We start from the raw sequence: 22,016 nt of genomic DNA on the forward strand, positions 1-22,016 counted from the left end.
AACGCAATCGTTTACCTTCCCGTCTATTTCTTATGCACTTTTTCGCATTTTAATTGCAGATAAATCATTTAGTGGAATAACCGCGCGGTGTCACACTCCTGAAAATTGTTATGAATGTTAGATAAAAGCAAACAATTGGTTATAAGGAGGAAGTATGCGCGTCATTACCCTGGCTGGAAGTCCACGATTCCCTTCGCGCTCCAGCGCCCTGCTGGAATATGCCCGCGAAAAACTCAATGCCCTGGATGTGGAAGTGTGCCACTGGAACCTGCATAACTTCGAACCTGAAGATCTGCTCTATGCCCGTTTCGACAGCCCTGCGCTTAAAACGCTGATCGAGCAGCTTAACGGCGCTGACGGCTTAATTGTGGCAACGCCTATTTATAAAGCCTCCTTTTCCGGGGCGCTGAAAACCCTGCTCGATCTGCTTCCGGAGCGCGCGCTGGACGGCAAAGTCGTGCTGCCGCTGGCAACGGGCGGTACGGTTGCCCATTTATTGGCCGTGGATTATGCCCTGAAGCCGGTGCTGAACGCGCTGAAAGCGCAGGAGATCCTCCACGGCGTTTTCGCAGATGACTCCCAGGTTATCGATTATCAACATAAACCTCATTTTACGCCCAACCTGCAAACCCGCCTCGATAACGCTCTGGAAACCTTCTGGCACGCTCTGCACCGCAGGGATATCCAGGCCCCGGCGTTTGGTCAGCCTCAAGGAGTCGCACATGTTTAAAACGTTAACCCGCATCGGCCTGGCAGGTCTGATGGCGCTTACCTCGCTGGCCCATGCCGCAGAAGCGGCTCCGGAAAGTTTGCGCATTGGCTATCAGAAAGGCAGCGTCAGCATGGTGCTGGCGAAAAGCCACCAGCTGCTGGAAAAACGCTTCCCGAACACCAAATTCTCCTGGGTGGAGTTCCCTGCTGGCCCGCAGATGCTGGAGGCCCTGAACGTCGGCAGTATCGATCTCGGCAGCACGGGCGATATTCCGCCGATATTTGCCCAGGCGGCGGGAGCGGACCTCGTCTATGTTGGCGTTGAGCCACCCAAACCGAAGGCCGAAGTGATTCTGGTGCCTGAAAACAGCGACATTAAAAGCGTCGCCGACCTCAAAGGGCATAAAGTGGCTTTCCAGAAAGGTTCCAGCTCACACAACCTGCTGTTGCGTGCCCTGCAGGAAGCCGGGCTGAAGTTCACTGACATTCAGCCTGTTTACCTGACGCCTGCCGACGCCCGCGCCGCGTTCCAGCAGAAGGACGTTGATGCCTGGGCCATCTGGGATCCGTACTACTCCGCCGCATTGCTGCAGGGCGGCGTTCGCGTGCTGAAAGACGGTACCACGCTGAAGCAGACCGGTTCGTTCTATCTGGCCGCGCGTCCTTACGCGGAAAAGAACGGCGCATTTATTCAGGGCGTACTGGATACCTTTACCCAGGCCGATGCGCTGACCCAGACCCAGCGCCAGGAGAGCATTGCCCTGCTGGCGAAAACCATGGGCTTACCTGAGCCGGTGATCGCGAGCTATCTCAACCACCGTCCGCCGACCACCATCACGCCCGTGGACGCGCACGTCGCCGCGCTTCAGCAACAAACGGCTGACCTGTTCTATCAAAACCGCCTGGTGCCAAAACAGGTGACTATTCGCGAACGCATCTGGCAGCCCGCAGGCAAAGAAGGAGCTAAATCATGAGTCTGAATCTTTTCTGGTTTTTACCCACCCACGGTGATGGACACTATCTTGGTACAGAAGAGGGCTCGCGCCCGGTTGATCACGGCTACCTGCAGCAGATTGCGCAGGCGGCGGACCGAATCGGTTTCACCGGGGTGCTGATCCCGACCGGACGTTCATGTGAAGATGCCTGGCTGGTGGCCGCATCGATGATCCCGGTCACCCAGCGTCTGAAGTTCCTGGTTGCCTTACGCCCGAGCGTAGTCTCCCCTACCGTGGCGGCGCGTCAGGCGGCAACGCTGGACAGGCTGTCCAACGGTCGCGCCCTGTTTAACCTGGTGACGGGCAGCGATCCGCAGGAGCTGGCGGGCGATGGGGTGTTCCTCGACCATACCGAGCGCTACGAAGCCTCCGCCGAGTTCACCCGCGTCTGGCGACGTCTGCTGGAAGGTGAAACCGTCACCTTTGAAGGCAAGCATATTCACGTTCGTGACGCGAAACTCTACTTCCCGCCGGTTCAGCAGCCGCGCCCGCCGCTCTATTTTGGCGGATCGTCGGATGTGGCCCAGGATCTGGCGGCAGAGCAGGTCGATCTCTATCTTACCTGGGGCGAACCGCCTGAGCTGGTGAAAGAAAAAATTGCCCAGGTACGCGCGAAGGCGGCCGCCCATGGCCGCAAGGTGCGCTTCGGTATTCGCCTGCACGTAATCGTGCGCGAAACCAATGAAGAAGCCTGGCAGGCCGCCGACCGTCTGATTTCCCATCTGGACGATGAGACCATCGCCAGGGCGCAGGCCGCGTTTGCCAAAACCGACTCCGTCGGACAGCACCGAATGGCGTCCCTGCACAACGGCAAGCGCGAGAATCTGGAGATCAGCCCGAACCTGTGGGCGGGCGTCGGCCTGGTGCGCGGCGGTGCGGGCACGGCGCTGGTCGGCGACGGTCCGACCGTAGCCGCCCGGATTAATGAATACGCAGACCTGGGTATCGACAGCTTTATTCTCTCCGGTTACCCGCATCTTGAAGAGGCGTACAAGGTGGGCGAGCTGTTATTCCCGCATCTGGATGTCGCCATCCCGGAGATTCCGCAGCCGCAGCGGCTTCAGCTTCAGGGCGAAGCCGTGGCGAACGAGTTTATTCCACGCAAAGCCGCACAGAGCTAAGGAGCGACCATGTCTGCCACCTCACAAAAATGGCTGCTGCGCGCCGCGCCGTGGTTTTTACCCGTCGGCATTGTGGCTCTCTGGCAGCTCGCGTCATCCACCGGCTGGCTGTCGAGCCGCATTCTGCCCTCTCCGGAGGGCGTCGTAGAAGCGTTCTGGTCGCTGAGCGTGAGCGGCGAGCTGTGGCAGCATCTGGCGATCAGCTCCTGGCGCGCCGTGATTGGGTTTTCCATCGGCGGCAGCATCGGTCTGGTTCTGGGCTTGATCAGCGGCCTTTCCCGCTGGGGCGAGCGGCTGCTGGATACCTCCATTCAGATGCTGCGCAACGTGCCGCATCTGGCGCTGATCCCGCTGGTTATCCTGTGGTTTGGGATTGATGAGAGCGCCAAGATCTTCCTCGTGGCGCTGGGCACACTGTTCCCGATTTACATCAACACCTGGCACGGCATCCGCAACATCGATCGCGGTCTGGTGGAGATGGCGCGCAGCTACGGCTTATCGGGTTTTTCTCTCTTTATTCACGTGATTCTGCCGGGCGCCCTGCCCTCCATTATGGTCGGGGTGCGTTTTGCGCTCGGCCTGATGTGGCTGACGCTGATTGTGGCAGAGACCATCTCGGCCAACTCAGGCATTGGCTACCTGGCGATGAACGCCCGCGAATTCCTGCAAACGGACGTGGTGGTGGTTGCCATCATTCTGTATGCCCTGCTCGGCAAGCTCGCCGACGTCAGCGCCCAGTGGCTGGAGCGCAGCTGGCTGCGCTGGAACCCGGCCTATACCCTTCAGGAGGCGAAAGCATGAACACTGCACGACTGAATCAGGGAACGCCGTTACTGCTGAACGGCGTGACCAAACGCTACGGCGAAAACACCATTCTTAACGGGTTGGATCTGCACATTCCCGCCGGACAATTTGTGGCCGTTGTCGGGCGAAGCGGCGGCGGCAAGAGCACCCTGCTACGGCTTCTGGCCGGGCTGGAAGCCCCCAACGGCGGTGACATTCTGGCAGGAACGACGCCGCTTTCGAATATTCAGGACGATACCCGCATGATGTTTCAGGATGCACGCCTGCTGCCGTGGAAAACGGTTATCGACAATGTCGGGCTCGGTCTTAAGGGCAGCTGGCGGGATGAAGCCCGCCAGGCGCTGGCCGCCGTTGGGCTGGAAAATCGTGCGGGCGAATGGCCGGCAGCCCTCTCGGGTGGGCAGAAGCAGCGCGTGGCGCTGGCGCGTGCGCTAATTCACCGTCCGGGCCTGCTGTTGCTTGATGAACCGCTCGGCGCGCTCGACGCCCTGACGCGGATCGAAATGCAGGATTTGATTGGATCCCTCTGGCATGCGCACGGCTTTACGGTACTGCTGGTGACGCATGACGTGAGCGAAGCCGTCGCGATGGCTGATCGGGTGCTGTTAATAGAGGACGGGAAAATAGGCCTGGATCTGACGGTGGATCTTCCGCGCCCTCGCCGCGTGGGCTCTGCAAGGCTGGCGGAGCTGGAAGCTGAGGTATTGGATCGGGTGATGAAGCGCGGGGGGACGGAGTTACAGCGAGCCAAGGCGAATGCCTGATGCCCTCACCCCGGCCCTCTCCCGTAGGGAGAAAACACAAAAAACGGCAACCGAGGTTGCCGTTTTGCGTTTACCTGCCCACCGGCATTTTTTACATCAGGCGAGCGCCTTAGCAATCTTCTCGTACAGATCGCCAGACAGGTTCTCCAGCCCTTTCAGCTGCTCAAGCGCGGCACGCATCTTCGCCTGACGCTTCGCGTCGTAGCGTTTCAGACGGATCAGCGGCTCAATCAGACGCGACGCCACCTGCGGGTTACGGCTGTTCAGCTCGGTCAGCATTTCCACCATGAACTGATAACCGCTGCCGTCTTCGGCGTGGAACGCCGCCGGGTTACTGCTGGCAAATGCGCCAATCAGAGAACGCACGCGGTTTGGGTTGCTCAGGGTAAAGGAGCGATGCTTCAGCAGGCTGCGCACGTTGCTGAGCGCATCAGCCGCCGGGCTGGTCGCCTGCAGGATGAACCACTTGTCCATCACCAGACCATCCTGATGCCACTTGTCGTCGTACTCCTGCATTAGCGCATCGCGGCACGGCAGTTCGGCGGCAACGCTTGCGCCCAGCGCGGCCAGCGCGTCGGTCATGTTATCCGCTTCGTGATACTGCTTGCTCACCAAAGTGTTCGCCAGCTCGGTTTCGCCAAACGCCAGATAGCGCAGGCAGGTATTGCGCAGAGAACGTTTACCAATGTCCGCGTGCTCAACGCGATAAGCGTCAAGCTTGTTGGCGTTATAAATGGCGAGGAACTCATCGGCCAGCTCAGCAGCCAGCGTACGGGTCAGCGCTTCACGCACCGCCACGATGGCAATCGGGTCGATGATGTCAAACAGCTCGGCGATTTCAGTCGCTGACGGCAGGGTCAGAATTTCAGCGGCCAGGGCCGGGTCAATCTTCTCATCCAGCAGGATCGCGCGGAACGCGTCAGCCACATGGACAGGCAGCGACAGCGGCTGGCCCTGCTGATGGCGGTTTACGTTGAGCTTGATGTAGGTCGCCAGCAGGCTTTGCGCCGCATCCCAGCGGGAGAAGTCGTTACGCGCGTGACGCATCAGGAACGTCAGCTGCTGATCGCTCCACTTGTATTCCAGCTTCACCGGCGCGGAGAATTCACACAGCAGCGCAGGCACCGGCTGGAAGTAGACGTTATCGAAGATAAAGGTCTGCTCGGCCTGAGTCACGTTCAGCACGTGGTGTACCGGGTGGCCGCCCTTCTGGAGAGGAATGACTTTGCCTTCGTTATCGTACAGCTCAATGCTGAACGGAATATGCAGCGGATATTTCTCTTCCTGCTCCGCCGTCGGCGGCGTGCGCTGGCTGATGGTCAGGGTGTACTGCTCGGTTTCCGGATTGTAATCGTCTTTGACGGTGACAACCGGCGTCCCGGCCTGGCTGTACCAGCGGCGGAAGTGAGAGAGATCGACATTAGAGGCATCTTCCATAGCCTGCACAAAATCGTCGCAGGTGGCCGCGCTGCCGTCGTGCCGCTCAAAGTAGAGCTGCATCCCTTTCTGGAAATTCTCCTCGCCCAGCAGGGTGTGGATCATGCGGATAATTTCAGCGCCCTTCTCGTACACCGTCAGAGTGTAGAAGTTGTTCATTTCGATAACTTTATCCGGGCGGATCGGGTGCGCCATTGGGCTGGCATCTTCCGCAAACTGCAGGCCGCGCATGGTACGCACGTTATTGATGCGGTTCACCGCGCGTGAACCCAGATCGGAGCTGAACTCCTGGTCACGGAAGACGGTCAGGCCCTCTTTCAGGCTCAGCTGGAACCAGTCGCGGCAGGTTACGCGGTTACCGGTCCAGTTGTGGAAATATTCATGGCCGATAACGCGTTCAATATCGAGGTAGTCTTTATCCGTTGCGGTATCGGTACGCGCCAGCACGTATTTAGAGTTGAAGACGTTAAGGCCTTTGTTCTCCATTGCGCCCATGTTGAAGAAATCGACGGCGACGATCATATAGATGTCGAGATCATATTCGAGGCCGAAACGCTCCTCGTCCCACTTCATGGAGTTGATGAGCGAGGTCATCGCCCACGGCGCGCGGTCCAGGTTGCCGCGGTCAACAAACAGCTCCAGCGCCACCTCGCGACCAGAGCGCGTTTTGAATGTATCGCGCAGCACGTCGAAGTCCCCCGCCACCAGCGCAAACAGGTAGCACGGTTTCGGGAAGGGATCCTGCCACTGCACCCAGTGACGGCCATTCTCCAGCTCGCCTTCGCCTACGCGATTACCGTTGGAGAGCAGGAAGGGATACAGGGTTTTATCGGCGATGATTTTGGTGGTGAAGCGCGCCAGGACGTCCGGACGGTCGAGATACCAGGTTATATGACGGAACCCTTCCGCTTCACACTGGGTACACAGCGCCACGCCCGACTGGTAAAGCCCTTCCAGCGCGGTGTTGGCGGCCGGGCTGATTTCATTCACGATGCGCAGCGTAAACTGTTCCGGCAGGTTGTCGATGACCAGCTGGTTGTTTTCTTCTTTATAGTCCGACCAGGCTTCATCATTAATATGCAGGGAGACCAGCGTCAGGTCTTCACCATCCAGACGCAGCGGCACCGCAGTTGCGCTATGGCGCGTCACCTGGCTCACCGCCGTGACAACGGTTTTTGTGGCATCCAGGTCAAAAGTCAGATCGATTTCGCTAATCAGGTAATCCGGCGCACGGTAGTCGTGGCGGTATTTGGCTTGTGGCTGTTGTGTCATAGAAAACCTTATGCATCGTTTGTCGAGTAACGTTTCAATATATTCCTGTTGCGCAAATCGCGCTATGCAGAATGTTCATCTTTTCAGGGTCAAAACCCTTTTTTGCTACATTTGTATAATATGAACTCATAGTTTTTAAAATCGATAAAGATCGTCCAGGAGCGCTTTAAACAAGGGATGAGCGAGATCGATATAAAGCTTGATTAACGAACTTTAACGAACTTCACATACCACTTTTGCCCCATCCATGCCCCACACATAATTTTATGTCAACGCCAGACCACATCAGCCCTGCAGGACAAATCGATAACAAACACGCCCGCAGTATTTTCCCCAAAATTTAAAAACAAGTGGCTCATGCCTTGACAGACAAAACCGCCAAAGCAAAAATACTGTATATTCACACAGTAATAGCGGAGCGCGTATGTTTGTAGAACTGGTTTATGACAAGCGTAATGTTGAGGGGCTCGAAGGGGCCAGAGAGATCATCCTGGCTGAGCTAACAAAGCGAGTGCACCAGATTTTTCCTGATGCAGAAGTGAAGGTAAAGCCAATGCAGGCGAACGGCTTGAACAGTGATGCCAGCAAAAGCGATCGGGAAAAGTTGAACCGCATGCTGGAGGAGATGTTTGAAGAGGCCGATATGTGGCTGGTTGCTGAGTTCCCGACAGTCAGGAAAAATGGATAGCATGCCGAACAACAATTCTTATTTGTTGATTTACAAAACAATTACCTATTTCACATTTCTTTCGCTTCCTTGTGCTAGGCTTAACTTACTGAGAATTGTTAACTATAATTCTCGTTGTTCACACAAACTGAAAAATATCATCATAAAGTTTGTATTCCATTTGCCGATTTTAAGTGTATAAATTAAGACCAGTTGATGCATTGTTTTTGAAGGGGTTGTAAAGGCGCGCGCTATCACAACTATCAGACTTTGACTATTGAAATTGATCTTGATTGTCCCCATCATGAGAGTATGATGATTGACCACTTTTAAACTGCATACACACGGTCAGGATCTACAATGTTACAAGAAGAAAAGGATGCATATGACAAGGCTATTGCGTCGATTGTCTATGCACTGGAATCGTTAGGATCACTTTTTTCAGTTCATGGTATGGAAGGTCTTTATGAGCTGACAAATCCGAGTTTTGAAGAGCTTAAGGATACATTGGCTAAAATGAAGGAAGGCGCAGAAGCTCTTAATCATGAGATCGAGCGTCTTGTAACTGAAAAACACGATCTAGATGCCGCTGGAGCAAGTGTGGGCTTGATGAATATCCGCCAAGGCATCATGTATGCAGAAAGTCTTTTGATGGCTGTTCAGCAGAAGGATTTGAAGAAGTCCTTAGAGGCTCATGAACAGGTCGTTAACCACGGAATTCAACCCAATAATTGGTAGTAACCCGAGCAGGAGCACATACGCTATGAACAAAACACTCCAGAACCTTCTTTTAAACTCATATAGGCTGCGTGGACTCATTGATGACATTAATGAGAGAGCAGCAAAGAAGAAACCAGTTAAGAAAGCAGCTTAACAACCAGAACCCGGCAAAGCCGGGTTCTTTGTTTACTGAGCCTGTAAACCCCTTGTTTCAGATTTCCCGACTGTTCGCCAGGTTGGCCTATAAATCTTGTTCGGGTAATATTCCCGGCGTTTGCTCGGGCATGAACACTCAGCAAACCAGCCGCCGCCCATCGCATGTAAGAATGGGCGGCGGCTTTCTCAACTTTCAGGCTGCAACGCATCGATTTTTTTCTGGCTGTTGTTTTTCAACTTAAAGATGAGTAACCAACTTGCTTATTCTTGTACACTATTCCCCTCCCCATTGGCTTTAGGGTTAAAATCAGGTGGTCCTTCCATCCATGGAGCAGCATTTTCAATTTCTCGTTGAGCTATTTCATTCGCTTTAGTTTTCAATGCAGCGATTCGCTCTTTAGCCGTCTGTGGATCGTCGATCGAAATTTCAATAAGCATCAACAACTCTTTGATTGCCTCAGTATGAAACGCTGCGGCGGTACCTGCTGTATTCAGATATTTGAAATTAGGTATAACAGTTCCATCACGAAAAATTCTGTCGTCAGACGAGCTAACTGCTACCGGGCAAGCGCGTTCAACGTCCTGTGCGATTAGCCCTACTTCAGGAAGCCCGTCTTTTTTGTCATACGTCACACCACGAAAGCTGAGCACGGAGGCCAATGGATCTTTCACCAACTCAATATTGAACTTATGCCGCTCATCAGACCCACCCTGGAATGTTCCGGGGCACGTTGCACTTCCGGTAGACAGGAATTCAAACTGGTTACCGTTGGCAAACTGAATGCCCTGACTCTTGATTGTAGTGCCACCAGAACGACGGGAAAGTAACATCACTGAATCGGAATACCATCGGGTGATCGACCAGGTTATAGGTCCATCAGTTACTGTTGGCTCAGTCGCAGACGAGTTGATTTCAAGTTTATAGTTTCCGCTGTTTCCTACACCGAAGCCATTACCATGCGATGTTATACAATTGCCAGTTATATTAACGCTGGATGAAATCGTGCCACCTGTTTTTCCGTTCACCGTACCCAGGCGAGCATCATCCCCGGAGGCCACCGTTCCCGCTGCCGTTCCAACGTTCCTGGTAGAACTGTCTCCCAAACCGAGGTTTGTGCGAGCGCCTGATGCGGTTGTCGAACCGGTACCGCCCTGGTTAACAGGTACGGCCCCGCCGCTCTTGGTCGCCATATTGTCAGACAGATATTTCCATGATGGGCCGGTAAAGGTTGTGCCGTCTGGAAGCTTCACTGTGATGTTTCCGGCGGCGCTGTAAACCTGCTGCCAGTTCTGTTTGTCGTAATTCAGTCCACGCAGCGCTTCAGCACTTTGCGCCACCAGCGCGGCAGTTACCATGTTCAGCGCAACACGGGGGACGGCTGACCAAGCTGCACCGGATTGCGTTGGCCCGGTGAAGTTACTGACAAGCGTAATCTGAGTATTACTGTCTACCGTTTTCACTGCCAACGTGTACGGTACGCCACCCACAGTCGAAACAATGAAATCACCAGCGGCCAGCTCTGCTGTGAATGAAGTTCCGGTACCGCCGACAACAGCGGATCCGTTTGTCAGGGTAATGGTTCCTGCTGACATAATAGACTCCTGAATTCAGATAATAAAAAACCCGCCGAAGCGGGTTGTCAGTAAATTGCATCAATGATGGGGATAGAGAGGCTTGTCAGCCGTCGCCCTACCACACTGTACTGCGATGTCCATGAAGCGGCATTTCTTCCTCTCCCGGCGCGCACCAGATTGCCGCTGCGGATAAGACCAGCCCATTTCAGATAGTCCCAGCCGGTGTAAACTTCACTGTTATAGCCATACCGACCAAGCAAAATCATGCCCTCGCCAATATCGGTATTTGACCATGATGGTGTATAGGTCTGGTTCCGGTAAACGAATGGCCTACGGGTGGTCGAGAAAACACAAACACCGCCTTTGATTATATTCAGCCCCCTTCCCGGTGTCGGGCTTACGCCACTGGCAAAAATCGCGATCTGCATGGTGACGGTTGCGGCCTGATCGAGGCCAGCATGATCTATCGTCGCAAGAATGTTTGAGCCGTCAAACTCGATGGTGACGTTATCGGCACTCCATTTGGCGAATACCATGTAGCGATCACGTGAGATATTTGTCGTCGGCGTCGCCCAGCTCCCGGTGAAAGTGATGGTGCCCCGCCAGACGCAGTAGCCCGACATTGTGGCATCAGTGATCGAGAGAAAATCCGTGCTGTCCTTAATCAGCAGCCCTCTGCCAGACGATACCGGGAGAATTTGCCAGATTGATGCATCAAAGGTTTTTTTCTGGTTCCAGTTATCACTCCACCAGGTATTCATGGTGATGGTATTACCGGACACGGTATATCCGTCAAACATACCGATAGTGGGAATGAGGTTCGTACCCCTGTTAAGTTTGTAAACGGTATTACGCGGGATAACGACGATCTGGCTGCCATCAACCCGCTGATTAATGGTGTACTGATTAACATCCCATGCTTCACTGACGTTCTGGCAAAACGAAGGGCAGCGGAGCCCGGCGGTAATTTCCATTGCCGGGCCGCCGTCGTCGTAGGTAATACGTAATCCTTTTGGCATTGTTACCACTCTCCAAGAACAATCAGGTTACCGCCGCCGAGATCAATTCTTACGCCCCTTCCGTCAATGGTGACGCCATTACCATTCCCGGTGAACGCGAAATTACCGCTGGCAGCATATAGCGCGCCGTGCATCTCGCAGTTCCCTGATTTATCAATGTTCCAGCCTGCGCCGCCGGGACCAGCGACATAGTTTGTTGATCGGATGTAATTCCCAATCTTCGCGTTAGTAATGCTGCCATCCTGGATAAAGGCATCACGGATGAACACCTGACCGTTATAGACAAAGAATGCAGCCTGGTAATTTCCCGGGTCACTTCCTGAGTAAATACCAAACTGATCGGCAGCAAAGACCACTGTAGATTTATAGGTGCCGCCGGATGGCTCTATCGACATCCCGAAACCAGTGTTGTACTTCACCCCACTTCTGACTATCCCGAGATTGAGCGTATAGGACGCCTTTCCTGTCCCATCACTGTTTACCTCTGCCGTCAATTTCTGGTTAACAGCTGCGGTCAAATCCCCTACCTGGGCCTGCACGTAGGTAGACAGGTCTGCAAGGCCTTTATCCACTTCTGCGACCGTTGTTTTAACAACCAGGATATCAGCGCGCACCTCCCCATACTGCTGATACTGGTGTTCAACCGTTCCGTGATTTGCCAGGGCATTCTGCATGGCTGCTTCGAGGTTGGTGTCCACGCCTTCAGAAACATTTTTGAAAGCATCAGAGTCACGCACGGCATCATCAATAATGTCGATCAGCTCCCCGGTTTCCGTCTGGCACAGCGCGGCCACCTGGATGAAGGCTGATGTACCGAATGCATTGATGGTCCTGATGTACCAGTAATAGGTATGTCCATTTTTCAGGTTGTGGCTTGTCCACGTCGTGCCAATACCCGCGCGCGTGGCTCCGGCCTCCACGGTCGCCGTATCTGTGTTGGCAAGCGGCTGCTCGCCGGACGTCCAGAAATCGAACTGGGTAGAAACATTCGTGACGGCTGCCAGGCGGGGAATAAGCATCACTGCAAAGAATGCCTGCTCAACAGTGACTCCAGTAGGTGGTGGCGGTGCCTGAATGCTGAATTCAAGATATGCCTCTGGCGAAGCTGCCCCCATCTGATTAACTGCGGTGACGTGCGCAGTGTAAGTGTCCTGCAACAGGCCAGTTAATCGCGTGAATGAGCCGGGAACCTGAGCTGTCAGCACTGGCTGCCCGTTCTTGCGGATAACAACCTGGTTATAGACAAACTGCCCGATGTTCTGCCAGGAGAGAACCCCCTGCACCACCTGACCAATTTCCTCCACGGTGTACTTCAGATTCTGAGGCTGTGCCACCCCACCAGGTGGAAGCTGGGTAAACGGTGGGCGATCGATGGGCTTACCAATGGCGTCACCCCACACATCAGCAGTTTCCTGCTTCAGCGTGATCTGCACGCCGTTCTGCACGCCAAATTTCCAGTCTGTCACTCGCATCTCAACGTTAACGATACCAAGTGAGGGAAAATTAACTTTTACGTACATCCCGGGTCGGTACCGGTATCCACTCAGGTTCAGCGTGAGATTCATTGTGCGGGAAATGCGGGTCCGCTTGAGCTTGATGTCCGCCAGGCGCTGGGCCTGAAATTCAGACGTAACGAAACGCAGCTTAAGATCCTGCGAAATCTCCACGCCGTCTTCAGTTACCCACTCGCTCACAGATACCGAGGGAAAATCAGCTTCAGAGTAAGTCTGTTTAGGATCGACAAACGTACCGCTGATGGTGTTAACGCGCTCAGACTGCGACACCTCAGGCATGATCTCGATATTACCGGCTAGTTGACTCTCGGTAATGATTTCGGTTGCAGGACCGTAATACGCGCCAACGAGGATGCCATGTTTACCGGCGATGTAGGTTGGCTCTGCTGCACCAGCTGTCAGCATCGCCTCAAGAATGCTCGCTTTATTTTCGCTGAGGTCAAATTCCCCGTTCAGCGTGTAACGCTTTTCCGTAGTGCCGTCGCCGTTAGTAACCAGTTCGTCGCAGATGTTGGCCGCCTCCTGAAACTGATCCCAGTTAATATCAGCATCAGCGACTTTCAGGTAACTCCGGTAATAATCCAGCACACACAGCGCCAGATTGTTGCTGTACTCCGTGCGGCCGGTGCGCGGGTCGTATACTTTACGGCCCATCTTCTCAACCTTCACGTTCGGGATGCCGGACGGGAATTTCTCAGCATTGTATTTCAGAGACAGACGCAGCCAGGAAATCCCCTTGCCGATCATGTCATCTTTCCACGACGGGCAATTTGCCAGCATGAAAGGATCTGCTGTCTGGCGGTCGATATGCACTTCATACGTAGCGCTCTCACCATAGGAGCCGATATCATCATCGCCCAGGTAAATGGTGCCCGTGCCTGTTATTGGGTGTCCCGCCAGAGTAATGGCAAGGTGAACCCATTCACCATCAGTCTGCTCGCCAGACTGTTCTTCAGCGAAAAACAGAGTGCCTGCAGATACGGTCCTGCCATAAACAACCGTTTTAGGGCTGGCAGCCGCGCGCAGCACCTGCTTACGTTCTGCAGTGTCCCGGTAAGACCCCAGAGATGGCTTCTTCGTCATCATCTGTGTGGCGACCTGAGCGGCAATGGTGATTGCCATTGCGATAGCGTAGGCTCCATTGGCTGCCGCGGCGCCGGCGGCTACCGTCGCGATGATAGGGATTGCAGCAGGCATCAGCGAACCCTCCACGTACTCAGGGGCTTAATCCGAAGGCAAACCAGCCCTGTTTCACCCGGCACCCACACTGCGCCACCGTAAATTACCCCGGCGCATCGGGTACCCGCGTTTTCCACTACCGCGATATCTCCGCGCTGAGCCATCTTCACCGGCACTTCATCGAGGTATTTAGCCAGCACCTTTTCAAGTGAGCCGCCGCCGCGCAGCAGCGCCTTTTTTGCGCCCGTTTCGCTGTCGTAGGTCCCGCGCCATCCGTCGGCGAAATTATCCCCGGTCATCGCTTCCGCACAATCTGCCGCAAACAGGCAGCAGTCATGTTCGCCCCATAAAAAAGGCCGCTTTTCAGCGGCCCTTATCACGGCGATTAATCTGTTATGCCAGTCTGGATGCTTCATGCTTCCTCACGAATAGGTAAACCCTGGCGCATCTTTTTTGCTGCCCCAGTAAATTGAACGTTCTGCCATCTGCGCGACGTAACGAAATATGCGGTCGCCTGGCTGGGTGGCCTGGTGTGACTCGTCGGTATAGCGGTCCGGGAACGGTCGCTGCCAGTCCTCAAAAATATTACTGACGGTGTACTGCAGGGCATTCGTTTCACCCGCCGTTGCCCCGGTGCCGGAAACCTTCCCCTTAAAAATCAGGTCTGCAACCTGAACGACGCCGTTATCATCCATCGCCACCAGATACAGCTCCGCTGGCCTTCCCACACAGCGCTCATTGAGCGTTTTAGCAAACAGCGACATATCCAGCCCTGAGAGCGTCATCCTGAGCTGCGTCGGGCTTGTCGTGTTCGTTTCGCCTACATCGTCGATGGCGCCCATCGTACCCATGCCGTAATAGACATAACCGCCCAGCACCAGCGTGCCGGTACCGGAATGTACGTAGGCGGTACCGGACTCAAACTGGACATTCGCCGCCAGCACGGCGGTAACCCTGTCGCGGGATAGCCAGTCCACCATCGAATCAGAAAACGGGGAATACAGCATCAGAAAGCCTCCTCAAACTCCAGCGTATAGCTGGTAAAACCGCCAGGAATGCGATTACCGGCCCCCTGCTGGTTATCCTTTAGCTTGAAAATGCCGTATGGCTTAGCGACTTCGATTTTTCCGTTGACAGGGGGAGAAGCGCGCAGCATAGGCGCAAAAGGAATAACGGCTGTTCCTGCAGCAGTACTGGTCACATCAGCGGTGACCATCTTCAGCTCGTCATTAACGGTAAAGTAATCACCGGTGCGCAGTACCAGCCTCCCGGGTGTCCAGCCCTTACTGCCGATCTGCGTACCAGTCTGGTTCGCGTCAGAAACCACCGGGTTTCCTGCTGGCGTCCTGCCAACCCTCCCCCAGTCCCGGATCTTCACCCTGCCATATTCACCATCCAGATCGGCCACCAGCGCATCGATGCGCCGGGATTTATCGTCTGTAAGGTTGCTAAACGTAAGAGAGCAGATCCAGCGGGTGCCGGGGAAACGGACGGTCTGTGATGCACCATTAAACGGGGAACGAAATGTTTTAGTGTTACTTTCCGGCCGCCACGTCAGCGACGCCGGACATACATCTTCAGGCCATTCAAGCACAGCCATAGTCACTCCTTAGTTAAACGCCAAGCATCCTCCTGGCCTGACCGTTGGTCTGAAAATCACTCAGCATGTCCTGACGCGCTTTTTTAGCACCATCGGCAGCTCCCTGACGCGCGGCCTCCTGCATGGCGCGATTAAGCGCGGCATCGCCATTGCCGGAAATGGTGAAGTGCTGAGTGATATGGACATCACCGCTGCCAGCAGGTGTCGTTTGCGCTCCGGTCACCCGAACACCAAGCGAACCATCTGCGGAACGCGTGAGTGGCATAATGGCTTCTGGTCCTGCCTCCCCCATCAACCCGGCACCTTTTGCAAAAGCAAAATATGTTGGTGATCTGACAATGCTGTTACTATATGAACTGAGGCTGGAAGAAGCGTAAGTTCCCCCTTTTGCGTTGAGCTGAATGCCAGACGCTGCTGAGTTATAAGCGCCTGACGGCGTAGAGCCTTCACTGCCACCCGCTCCACCAAACATTCCTTCGAAGAATCCACCGCTCCCCATAGAGGACTTCAGTGAATTTACGATCATCGCGTTAAGGATAATTTTCTGCATGGATGCAAGCACTGATTTTGACCAGTCCTCCCAGTCAACCTTGTTACCCGCAAGCGCTTCAGAAATATTTCCCACAAGTCCGGACATGCTGTTGTTAACCAGATCGGCAGATTGCGAGGCGTAATCAGACGCAGTATCTGCCCAGTTAGCAAATCCCTCTTTCATGCCGGCTGTCCAGTTGCTTCTCTGGGCATCAGATGCAGCATAGAATCCCCGTTGATCGCGCAGGCGTTCTTCGAGATAGCGTTTATTCAGCGCCAGCTCCTGTCGATATAGGTCTTCCGTGATATCACCAGACTGATACTGACGCTGGAGATCTACGTTTTTCTGCTGGAATTCTTCCCTGATACGCAGCATTTCCTGCATACGCTCACGCATACGGCTGCCCTGCCCGTAACCTGTGAGTTCTGCCTGATTTGATGCTCGAGCACTGGCGTTAGCATCAGCAAGATTTGCCTCATATGCCGCCAGCTGCTCCCTGATTTTCCGCTGGTCAATAAGCGCAGCATTTTGCATCAGGGTTTGTTTCTGAGCCTCCGTCAGGGTTGCAAGCTCTCCCTGACTCACCTGATATTTTAGTTTTGCCAGTTCGGTATTCTGACCGGCCAGCGCGATCTGCTCTTTCTGCTGCTTGATCAGCTTGTCATAGGTATCAGCTGTTTTTTCCGCCTGGGATTTACCTCCCTTATGGCGGCCTGAGTCACGAACTTCTTGCAATTGTCTGGCTGATTCAACTTCCATGCTGACATATTTTTCACGCCAGCCAGCCGGGAGATTGAGATCAGTTGCATCGAATTCCGCTTGCCTCCGCGCCTTATCCAGTCCCTTAAGTCCAGATAACTCAAGCTGCCGTTGTGATTTATCTATAGCTTGCTGCTGCTTGGAATCAAGTTTTGGAAGGACTGGGCCTGCATATTGTGGTGGAGTTACTGGAGTAGACTGTTTGGTTACTTTGTTAAGACGATCGTACATTTCCGTCAGTGAACCAATAGCCCCAGCCATTTCCACAGTCTTATTAATTGCTTCTCCCTGAAGCTTATTTTGATTTGATATTGTCTGATTTAATCTTTCGGTAGTTTCTGCAATATCCCTTGAAATTTTATCATATTCGCGTTGATATTTTATCGCATTAATGACATAGCCGTTATTGGTATCATTCTCTACGCCAAGCTGCTTAGCCAAGTCCGTATATTGCTTTATAGACGCACTAGCACCGTCTTGCTGATCTCTTAAATCATTTAATTTCCGTTTTAAAGCATCAATTGAGTCTCCGGCATCAGCAATGGCCCCCTTAATTTGAGCCGGACTCATCTGTTTCGACTTTTCTACGACTTCATCCAAAGTTGAAGCATACTGAATAGCAGATTCTCGCGCTTGCTCCTGTTTTTGATACATGGCGTACCAAGCGCCCGCACCAAGCATCAGAATTCCAGGAATACCACCAACAAGGGATAGCAGCCCAGATGCACCGGCTTTGACCAAATTCATAGCCGATGTCATTTTGTTCAGCGCTTCCTGAGATGTTGCCAAAGCACGGTTTGACTGCACAAGCGCGGCATTCGCTGCGATCATCGCCTGGCGCTTCGCAATAGCATTTTGCGTTGCCAGCGCTTCAGCATTGGTATTTTTTGCCAGCGCCAATTCTGACTGGGCGAGTTGATAGGCTCGTTCAGCGGCCAGAGCATCAGCAGCCGCTTTTCTTTGCGACTGGGTTGCTGATTCGGCGCGAGCAGCCGCTAGGGCAATTTCATTTTTACGAGCATCAATCAGGTTAGCTGTTTCGCTGCCGATATCGCTCAGCTTACCGCCCAAATACCGTGCACCACCGATAGATGCTAAAACACCTGCAGCCGCTGCAACTGTATCAATATTGTCAGCCACTCCATTCATCACGCTGACCAGAGTAGCTGTCGCGCCGGTGGCTTCATTCGCTCCGCCAACCCAAGCCATAAAGGCATTTTCAATTTTTGTCGTTGCGGCTGAGACTGTCTGTGGCATAGCCTCAAATTCACCGCGCATAGTGCCAAGTTGGCTAATTAGGGCCGGGACAACTTTATCAGCAGTTAGCAGCCCTTGATCTGCCATTGCCTTCAGATCTTTACGAGCTACCCCCATTCCTGCGGCAAGAGCGCGGATAACCCGATCTCCGTTTTCGTTAACAGAGTTGAACTCCTCGCCGCGCAGCACGCCCTGTGCTAACGCTTGACTAAACTGGGTGATAACAGAACTTGCTTCTGCCGTGCTTGCCCCTGAAAGCTTCAGCCCGGTAGAAATGGCCTCGGTTACATCCAGAACTTGCTGTGAACTGTAACCATATTCACGCATTGATGCAGCGGAACGCGCAAACAGGCTCGCATTATCAGAGAAGGCGGTACCGGTTCGTTGGCTGATATCCATCAGTGCTCGCTGAGATTCCGTAAAATCATCAGATGACTGAGAGGCCTGCTTAAGGCGGGCATTAACAGAGCTCCATTCATCGGCCAGTGATATCAGATGACCGGTGGCAAATGCTCCAGCGAATGCCCCTGCCATCCCCAGAGCCGACGCTTTCGCGGTGTTTATCTGACTGGTAACCTCCGCCAGTGCGCGCTGAGTCTCCCGAGACGCAGCTGCCGCCTGACGCCCTCCGGTCTGCATTACCCGGTAATAATCATTACCCATTCGAGAAGCTCGGGAAATTTCTGACTGAAATGACTGAGAGTTTGCAGATATTTTGATGATCAGCTCGCGCAACGTGGCCATATTTCACCCATTAAAAAACCCGCCAAAGGGCGGGTTTCTTATTAATTTGATATAATCAAAACGCTGTTGGCGAAAATCTATAATCACCATTAGCACCATAACCAATTCGATAAATTAATGTCTTATCCAAAACAACATCAGCACCTACCTCAACCATACCTCCAGCACACCACCCATGAGGAGTTGCACTTAAAATATGCCGCCCAGGTTTAGCGTACAGCGTCACTTTTTCCCTTGTGTTTAAGTCAGCTATTGGATTCCCATCCAGATAAACGCTTGCGAGACAGGCGCTCCCAATAAAGCCGGAATCGCGTTTAACAATTATTTCACCCGTATCTGGAGTCTTGTTAGTCGCTTTCTTATCCCAGACCCTCTCCGGTGGAACAATAGATGCTTGCTCAGTATTTACTGGTTGAGTAGAGCAACCAGCCAATAATGTCAAAACTGCAACCAGAAGTATTTTTTCCATTTAAATATCTCCAGAATTATTAGTAGCATAAATCCTAATATTTTCTGGGTAAAAAGTCACTGCGTTGCAGCAGTTAGTGCCGCCTCAAGCCCGGCAAACGGGTCTGCACCTTCTTCATCAGGATCACGCTGCCAGCGCAGCAGCATGTCACTCATCGTGGCTTTTGCGCCCTGAGCATTAAACACAGCCGTTGCAATTTGTGCCGCCTGAATGTCACCCCGGATATCACCAATTGGGCTATGTTTATCAAATTCAGCCCAGAGCCTGAGCTCACTGGCAGACATGATATCCCGAAGCTCTGATAGCGTGCGCCCCATGCGGAGCGCAAGCGACATCAGAAACCGCATGCCGGGCTGTGCTACTTTCCCTCAGCTTCCTTCGGGTCAGTAGTCAGATTAAGAGCCTGGCGCAGCAACCGCGCATGAACAGGGCCATACACCGCTTCAACATCGGCAAAATCATTTTTGCTGAATACCGGTTCACTCTGTTCGTCAAACAAAACGTCAATAAACAGTGTGACATCGGCGCGAAGATTGCGGTGCGCACGTTCTGACACGGACAACTCACCATCAGTATCACCCGGTTTAATCACGTCCTGCCAGTGCAACCATGCTTCTGCTGATGGTTCCCTGAGCATAATCTTTACTCCATCCCATTCCGGTACTTCAACAGTAACGTGGCGGAATGCGGACTGACGCGACAGCGCGAGCTCCTTAATAGATTTCATCGGTTACTCCTTATGAACCCGGATCAATTTTCTGGGGCTTGCCCTTCAGACGCAGCGAGAATGTGGCGGCCACGACGCTGTTTGTACCTGATGACCAGGTGTGCTGGCGAACTTCAGCCAGGAACTGGAAGCCGATCCCAGAAGGGAAAATGATTTTGAAACCGTATGTGGTGTCATTGTCATACGCATCACGCAGGGCATCCTGTGCAGGGTTTGAGTAAAAGTTACCTGACAGAGAGATTTCTGACGGAGAAGGCAGGCCGTTGATGTTCTCCTGCTCGGTAGAGCAAAGTGTTGTTACGTCGATATCCTGCTTCTGACCACCGGTGAACTGAATTTCTTTGATGGTGCAACTCAGATCGAGGAAGGTTGCGGAATCCATCGTTTCTTTGGTGGCTGGCAGGGAGGAAATAAGGATCTTCGTCAGCTGCGATTTTTCATAAAGTGCAGACATAGCTGTCTCCTGGAAAAAGAAAACCCGCCATCAGGCGGGTTCGTTGGGTGAATTAATTGTCAGGGGGTAACTTTAAAATCCAGGGTGGCACGGTAGAGCCGATAATCTGGCTCGTAACCGGGGATTTTTACCACCTCTGTAGGGTTTAAGGGCTTCAGCGAAGCGAGCGCCAAATCTCTCAGGGTGCGTGATTCAGTGATCGTAGTGGAATACACATCTACCTGAATGGAAACCCTGCTCTCTGCCTGGCCGCACAGCACGTCAGCGGAAACATCATCGACGATGGAAAAAATAATCCAGGGTGGCGAGACAGACGGTTTTCCGTCACTACCTAATGGCGCAACATAGGGGTATACCCGCCCTTCTGCCAGGGAAGAAAGCAAGGCGTAGATATTATCTTCATTCACTTGCTCAATACCTCATCAATAGCCTGATTCATCCTGGCAATGGCGACGCTGGCGGCCTCTTCCTCGCGAGTATCGTAAGCGGGTCGCACAAACGGATGTGCAGGCATGTTCGCGGTGCCTATTTCTACGAATCGCCAGTAAAAGGCGTTTCTCGGGTTCTTCGCCTTCATCGTGTTATCGCTGTTGCCGGTGCGCGGGTTAACGCCACGAATATGGACGCCGGAAGAAATTTCCCCGCGGCGGCGGCTTTTTTGGGTCACCACCACCACGTTTTTTTTCAGTTTCCCGGTGCGCACCGGCGCGCGGGCGATCACTTCTTCCTTAAGCACTTCGGCGCCAGCGCGCGTGGCATCACGCAGAACCTTGTTGTTTTCAGCGCGGCTAAGCGCCTCCAGATCCTTTGCGATGTCATTCAGCCCGGAAAAATCGAGGCTCGTCTCAATCATTTTTCGGCTCCCGTTTTGCAAAGAATTTCCAGGCGAGTGCCGGTCACATTTGCTACAGGAGGACCGATGATATTTAGCACCTGACCTTTATACGGGCCGCTGAGCACTTCCAGACGCGAAGAGGCATTCAGCTCAGCCCTGAAGCGCATCCAGACGCGAATGGTTGCCTGCGCAGTTTCCGCACCGCCAGACATCTGCTCTCTGCCGCTGATCCCCTTCACCTCAGCCGGGACCGGGTTGCCACCACTCCACGATTCAACCGGCTGACCAGATGGATCGCGCGACGTCGTGAAGGTGAGAATTTTTACCCGGTGCCTGAATCGTCCAGGTTCCATCAGGAGCCCTCCTCAGGTTCAGATTTACCGCGCCAGTTGCGATGGATGAACATCATGCGTTCTGCTGCAGCGTTCTCATATAGCTGTATTTCGCTTTGCGCGGTGCGGTGTTCAAACATGTCAGCAAAGACAAGGAGAACAGCGCCCTTAACGGCTGCAGGAATATCAGCTGCAACTTTCCACGCTGGTTCATCGCACCAGCGTATGCAGTAGTCAAAAGCTGCCTGAGCGTACAGAGTGATCAGCTCGTCCCTGTCGTCTTCTTCAAATTCAATCTGCTGCTTAAACAGACGGAGGCCAATTACATCCAGAACATCTATCGCCATACGTTAAAAGGGCGGGTCACCCCGCC

Annotated in this window: 23 protein-coding genes and 1 pseudogene; 8 read left to right on the top strand and 16 right to left on the bottom strand. The window is 53.5% G+C overall.

The features are described 5' to 3' along the window. The first annotated feature begins 154 nt into the window (after positions 1-154). The 5 genes from ssuE to ssuB are packed head-to-tail and all read left to right on the top strand — an operon-like array spanning position 155 to position 4,395. Positions 155-730: an NADPH-dependent FMN reductase gene (gene ssuE / locus AC1VYI_RS16675; RefSeq protein WP_008499940.1), complete on the top strand. Its 576-nt coding sequence runs from the start codon at positions 155-157 to the stop codon at positions 728-730. Then, positions 723-1,685, top strand: a complete 963-nt coding sequence (locus AC1VYI_RS16680; protein ID WP_045401648.1) for a sulfonate ABC transporter substrate-binding protein — start codon at positions 723-725, stop codon at positions 1,683-1,685. Before ssuE ends, AC1VYI_RS16680 begins: the two co-directional genes overlap by 8 nt. Next, positions 1,682-2,827 carry an FMNH2-dependent alkanesulfonate monooxygenase gene (gene ssuD, locus AC1VYI_RS16685; RefSeq protein WP_039261601.1) on the top strand — a complete coding sequence of 382 codons (1,146 nt, stop codon included), beginning with the start codon at positions 1,682-1,684 and terminating at the stop codon, positions 2,825-2,827. The genes AC1VYI_RS16680 and ssuD overlap by 4 nt, the downstream gene beginning before the upstream one ends. 9 nt (positions 2,828-2,836) lie before the next feature. Continuing rightward, entirely contained in the window at positions 2,837-3,628 is a 792-nt protein-coding gene (ssuC, locus tag AC1VYI_RS16690; protein ID WP_023311016.1) for an aliphatic sulfonate ABC transporter permease SsuC, read from the top strand. Then, on the top strand, positions 3,625-4,395 hold the full coding sequence (gene ssuB, locus AC1VYI_RS16695; protein WP_045354490.1) for an aliphatic sulfonates ABC transporter ATP-binding protein: 771 nt from the start codon (positions 3,625-3,627) through the stop codon (positions 4,393-4,395). Before ssuC ends, ssuB begins: the two co-directional genes overlap by 4 nt. A gap of 96 nt (positions 4,396-4,491) precedes the next feature. Here the strand turns inward: ssuB and pepN are convergent, their stop codons facing one another. Then, complete coding sequence (gene pepN, locus AC1VYI_RS16700; protein ID WP_023311014.1) at positions 4,492-7,104, bottom strand: aminopeptidase N; 2,613 nt, start codon at positions 7,102-7,104, stop codon at positions 4,492-4,494. Positions 7,105-7,528: 424 nt separating this feature from the next. Here pepN and AC1VYI_RS16705 point away from each other — a divergent pair, with 424 nt between their 5' ends. From AC1VYI_RS16705 to AC1VYI_RS16715, 3 genes are all read left to right on the top strand, one after another. Further along, positions 7,529-7,792, top strand: coding sequence for a DinI family protein (locus AC1VYI_RS16705; RefSeq protein WP_482881887.1), 264 nt, complete (start codon positions 7,529-7,531; stop codon positions 7,790-7,792). A gap of 339 nt (positions 7,793-8,131) precedes the next feature. Beyond that, complete coding sequence (locus AC1VYI_RS16710; protein WP_047352234.1) at positions 8,132-8,509, top strand: hypothetical protein; 378 nt, start codon at positions 8,132-8,134, stop codon at positions 8,507-8,509. Between the two features lie 83 nt (positions 8,510-8,592). Beyond that, a complete protein-coding gene (locus tag AC1VYI_RS16715) occupies positions 8,593-8,889 on the top strand; it encodes a hypothetical protein (RefSeq protein WP_482881888.1) in 297 nt (98 codons plus the stop codon). Positions 8,890-8,908: 19 nt separating this feature from the next. On the opposite strand, the gene AC1VYI_RS16720 is transcribed toward AC1VYI_RS16715, so the two are convergent. From AC1VYI_RS16720 to AC1VYI_RS16790, 15 genes and pseudogenes are all read right to left on the bottom strand, one after another. Then, positions 8,909-10,240 (bottom strand): tail fiber domain-containing protein, encoded by a 1,332-nt coding sequence (locus AC1VYI_RS16720; protein WP_482881889.1) that lies wholly within the window; start codon positions 10,238-10,240, stop codon positions 8,909-8,911. Positions 10,241-10,287: 47 nt separating this feature from the next. Then, positions 10,288-11,241: a DUF6453 family protein gene (locus tag AC1VYI_RS16725; protein WP_482881890.1), complete on the bottom strand. Its 954-nt coding sequence runs from the start codon at positions 11,239-11,241 to the stop codon at positions 10,288-10,290. Between the two features lie 2 nt (positions 11,242-11,243). Beyond that, entirely contained in the window at positions 11,244-13,952 is a 2,709-nt protein-coding gene (locus tag AC1VYI_RS16730; RefSeq protein ID WP_482881891.1) for a phage tail tip fiber protein, read from the bottom strand. Further along, a complete protein-coding gene (locus AC1VYI_RS16735) occupies positions 13,952-14,350 on the bottom strand; it encodes a DUF6950 family protein (RefSeq protein ID WP_045337533.1) in 399 nt (132 codons plus the stop codon). Before AC1VYI_RS16735 ends, AC1VYI_RS16730 begins: the two co-directional genes overlap by 1 nt. Before the next feature lie 6 nt (positions 14,351-14,356). Then, a complete protein-coding gene (locus AC1VYI_RS16740) occupies positions 14,357-14,941 on the bottom strand; it encodes a hypothetical protein (protein ID WP_063144001.1) in 585 nt (194 codons plus the stop codon). Next, complete coding sequence (locus tag AC1VYI_RS16745; protein ID WP_289783993.1) at positions 14,941-15,534, bottom strand: hypothetical protein; 594 nt, start codon at positions 15,532-15,534, stop codon at positions 14,941-14,943. Before AC1VYI_RS16745 ends, AC1VYI_RS16740 begins: the two co-directional genes overlap by 1 nt. 13 nt (positions 15,535-15,547) lie before the next feature. Next, on the bottom strand, positions 15,548-18,826 hold the full coding sequence (locus tag AC1VYI_RS16750) for a phage tail tape measure protein (protein WP_482881893.1): 3,279 nt from the start codon (positions 18,824-18,826) through the stop codon (positions 15,548-15,550). A gap of 55 nt (positions 18,827-18,881) precedes the next feature. Beyond that, a complete protein-coding gene (locus tag AC1VYI_RS16755; RefSeq protein ID WP_248275277.1) occupies positions 18,882-19,295 on the bottom strand; it encodes a hypothetical protein in 414 nt (137 codons plus the stop codon). Positions 19,296-19,351: 56 nt separating this feature from the next. Continuing rightward, positions 19,352-19,642 (bottom strand): phage tail assembly protein T, encoded by a 291-nt coding sequence (locus AC1VYI_RS16760; protein WP_118283771.1) that lies wholly within the window; start codon positions 19,640-19,642, stop codon positions 19,352-19,354. Positions 19,643-19,653: 11 nt separating this feature from the next. Further along, positions 19,654-20,022 (bottom strand): phage tail assembly chaperone, encoded by a 369-nt coding sequence (locus tag AC1VYI_RS16765; RefSeq protein ID WP_316463671.1) that lies wholly within the window; start codon positions 20,020-20,022, stop codon positions 19,654-19,656. 34 nt (positions 20,023-20,056) lie between these two features. Beyond that, positions 20,057-20,476 (bottom strand): annotated as a pseudogene (locus tag AC1VYI_RS16770) (phage tail tube protein); the annotation flags it as partial. Between the two features lie 59 nt (positions 20,477-20,535). Then, positions 20,536-20,883, bottom strand: coding sequence for a tail completion protein gp17 (gene gp17, locus AC1VYI_RS16775; RefSeq protein ID WP_045619482.1), 348 nt, complete (start codon positions 20,881-20,883; stop codon positions 20,536-20,538). Beyond that, positions 20,880-21,329, bottom strand: a complete 450-nt coding sequence (locus AC1VYI_RS16780) for an HK97-gp10 family putative phage morphogenesis protein (RefSeq protein WP_482881894.1) — start codon at positions 21,327-21,329, stop codon at positions 20,880-20,882. Before AC1VYI_RS16780 ends, gp17 begins: the two co-directional genes overlap by 4 nt. Continuing rightward, a complete protein-coding gene (locus AC1VYI_RS16785; protein WP_320728412.1) occupies positions 21,326-21,664 on the bottom strand; it encodes a phage head closure protein in 339 nt (112 codons plus the stop codon). Before AC1VYI_RS16785 ends, AC1VYI_RS16780 begins: the two co-directional genes overlap by 4 nt. Continuing rightward, positions 21,664-21,990, bottom strand: a complete 327-nt coding sequence (locus AC1VYI_RS16790; RefSeq protein WP_080396471.1) for a head-tail connector protein — start codon at positions 21,988-21,990, stop codon at positions 21,664-21,666. The genes AC1VYI_RS16785 and AC1VYI_RS16790 overlap by 1 nt, the downstream gene beginning before the upstream one ends. Positions 21,991-22,016 lie beyond the last annotated feature (26 nt).

The organism is Enterobacter sp. QK-SA4 (genome assembly GCF_056856775.1).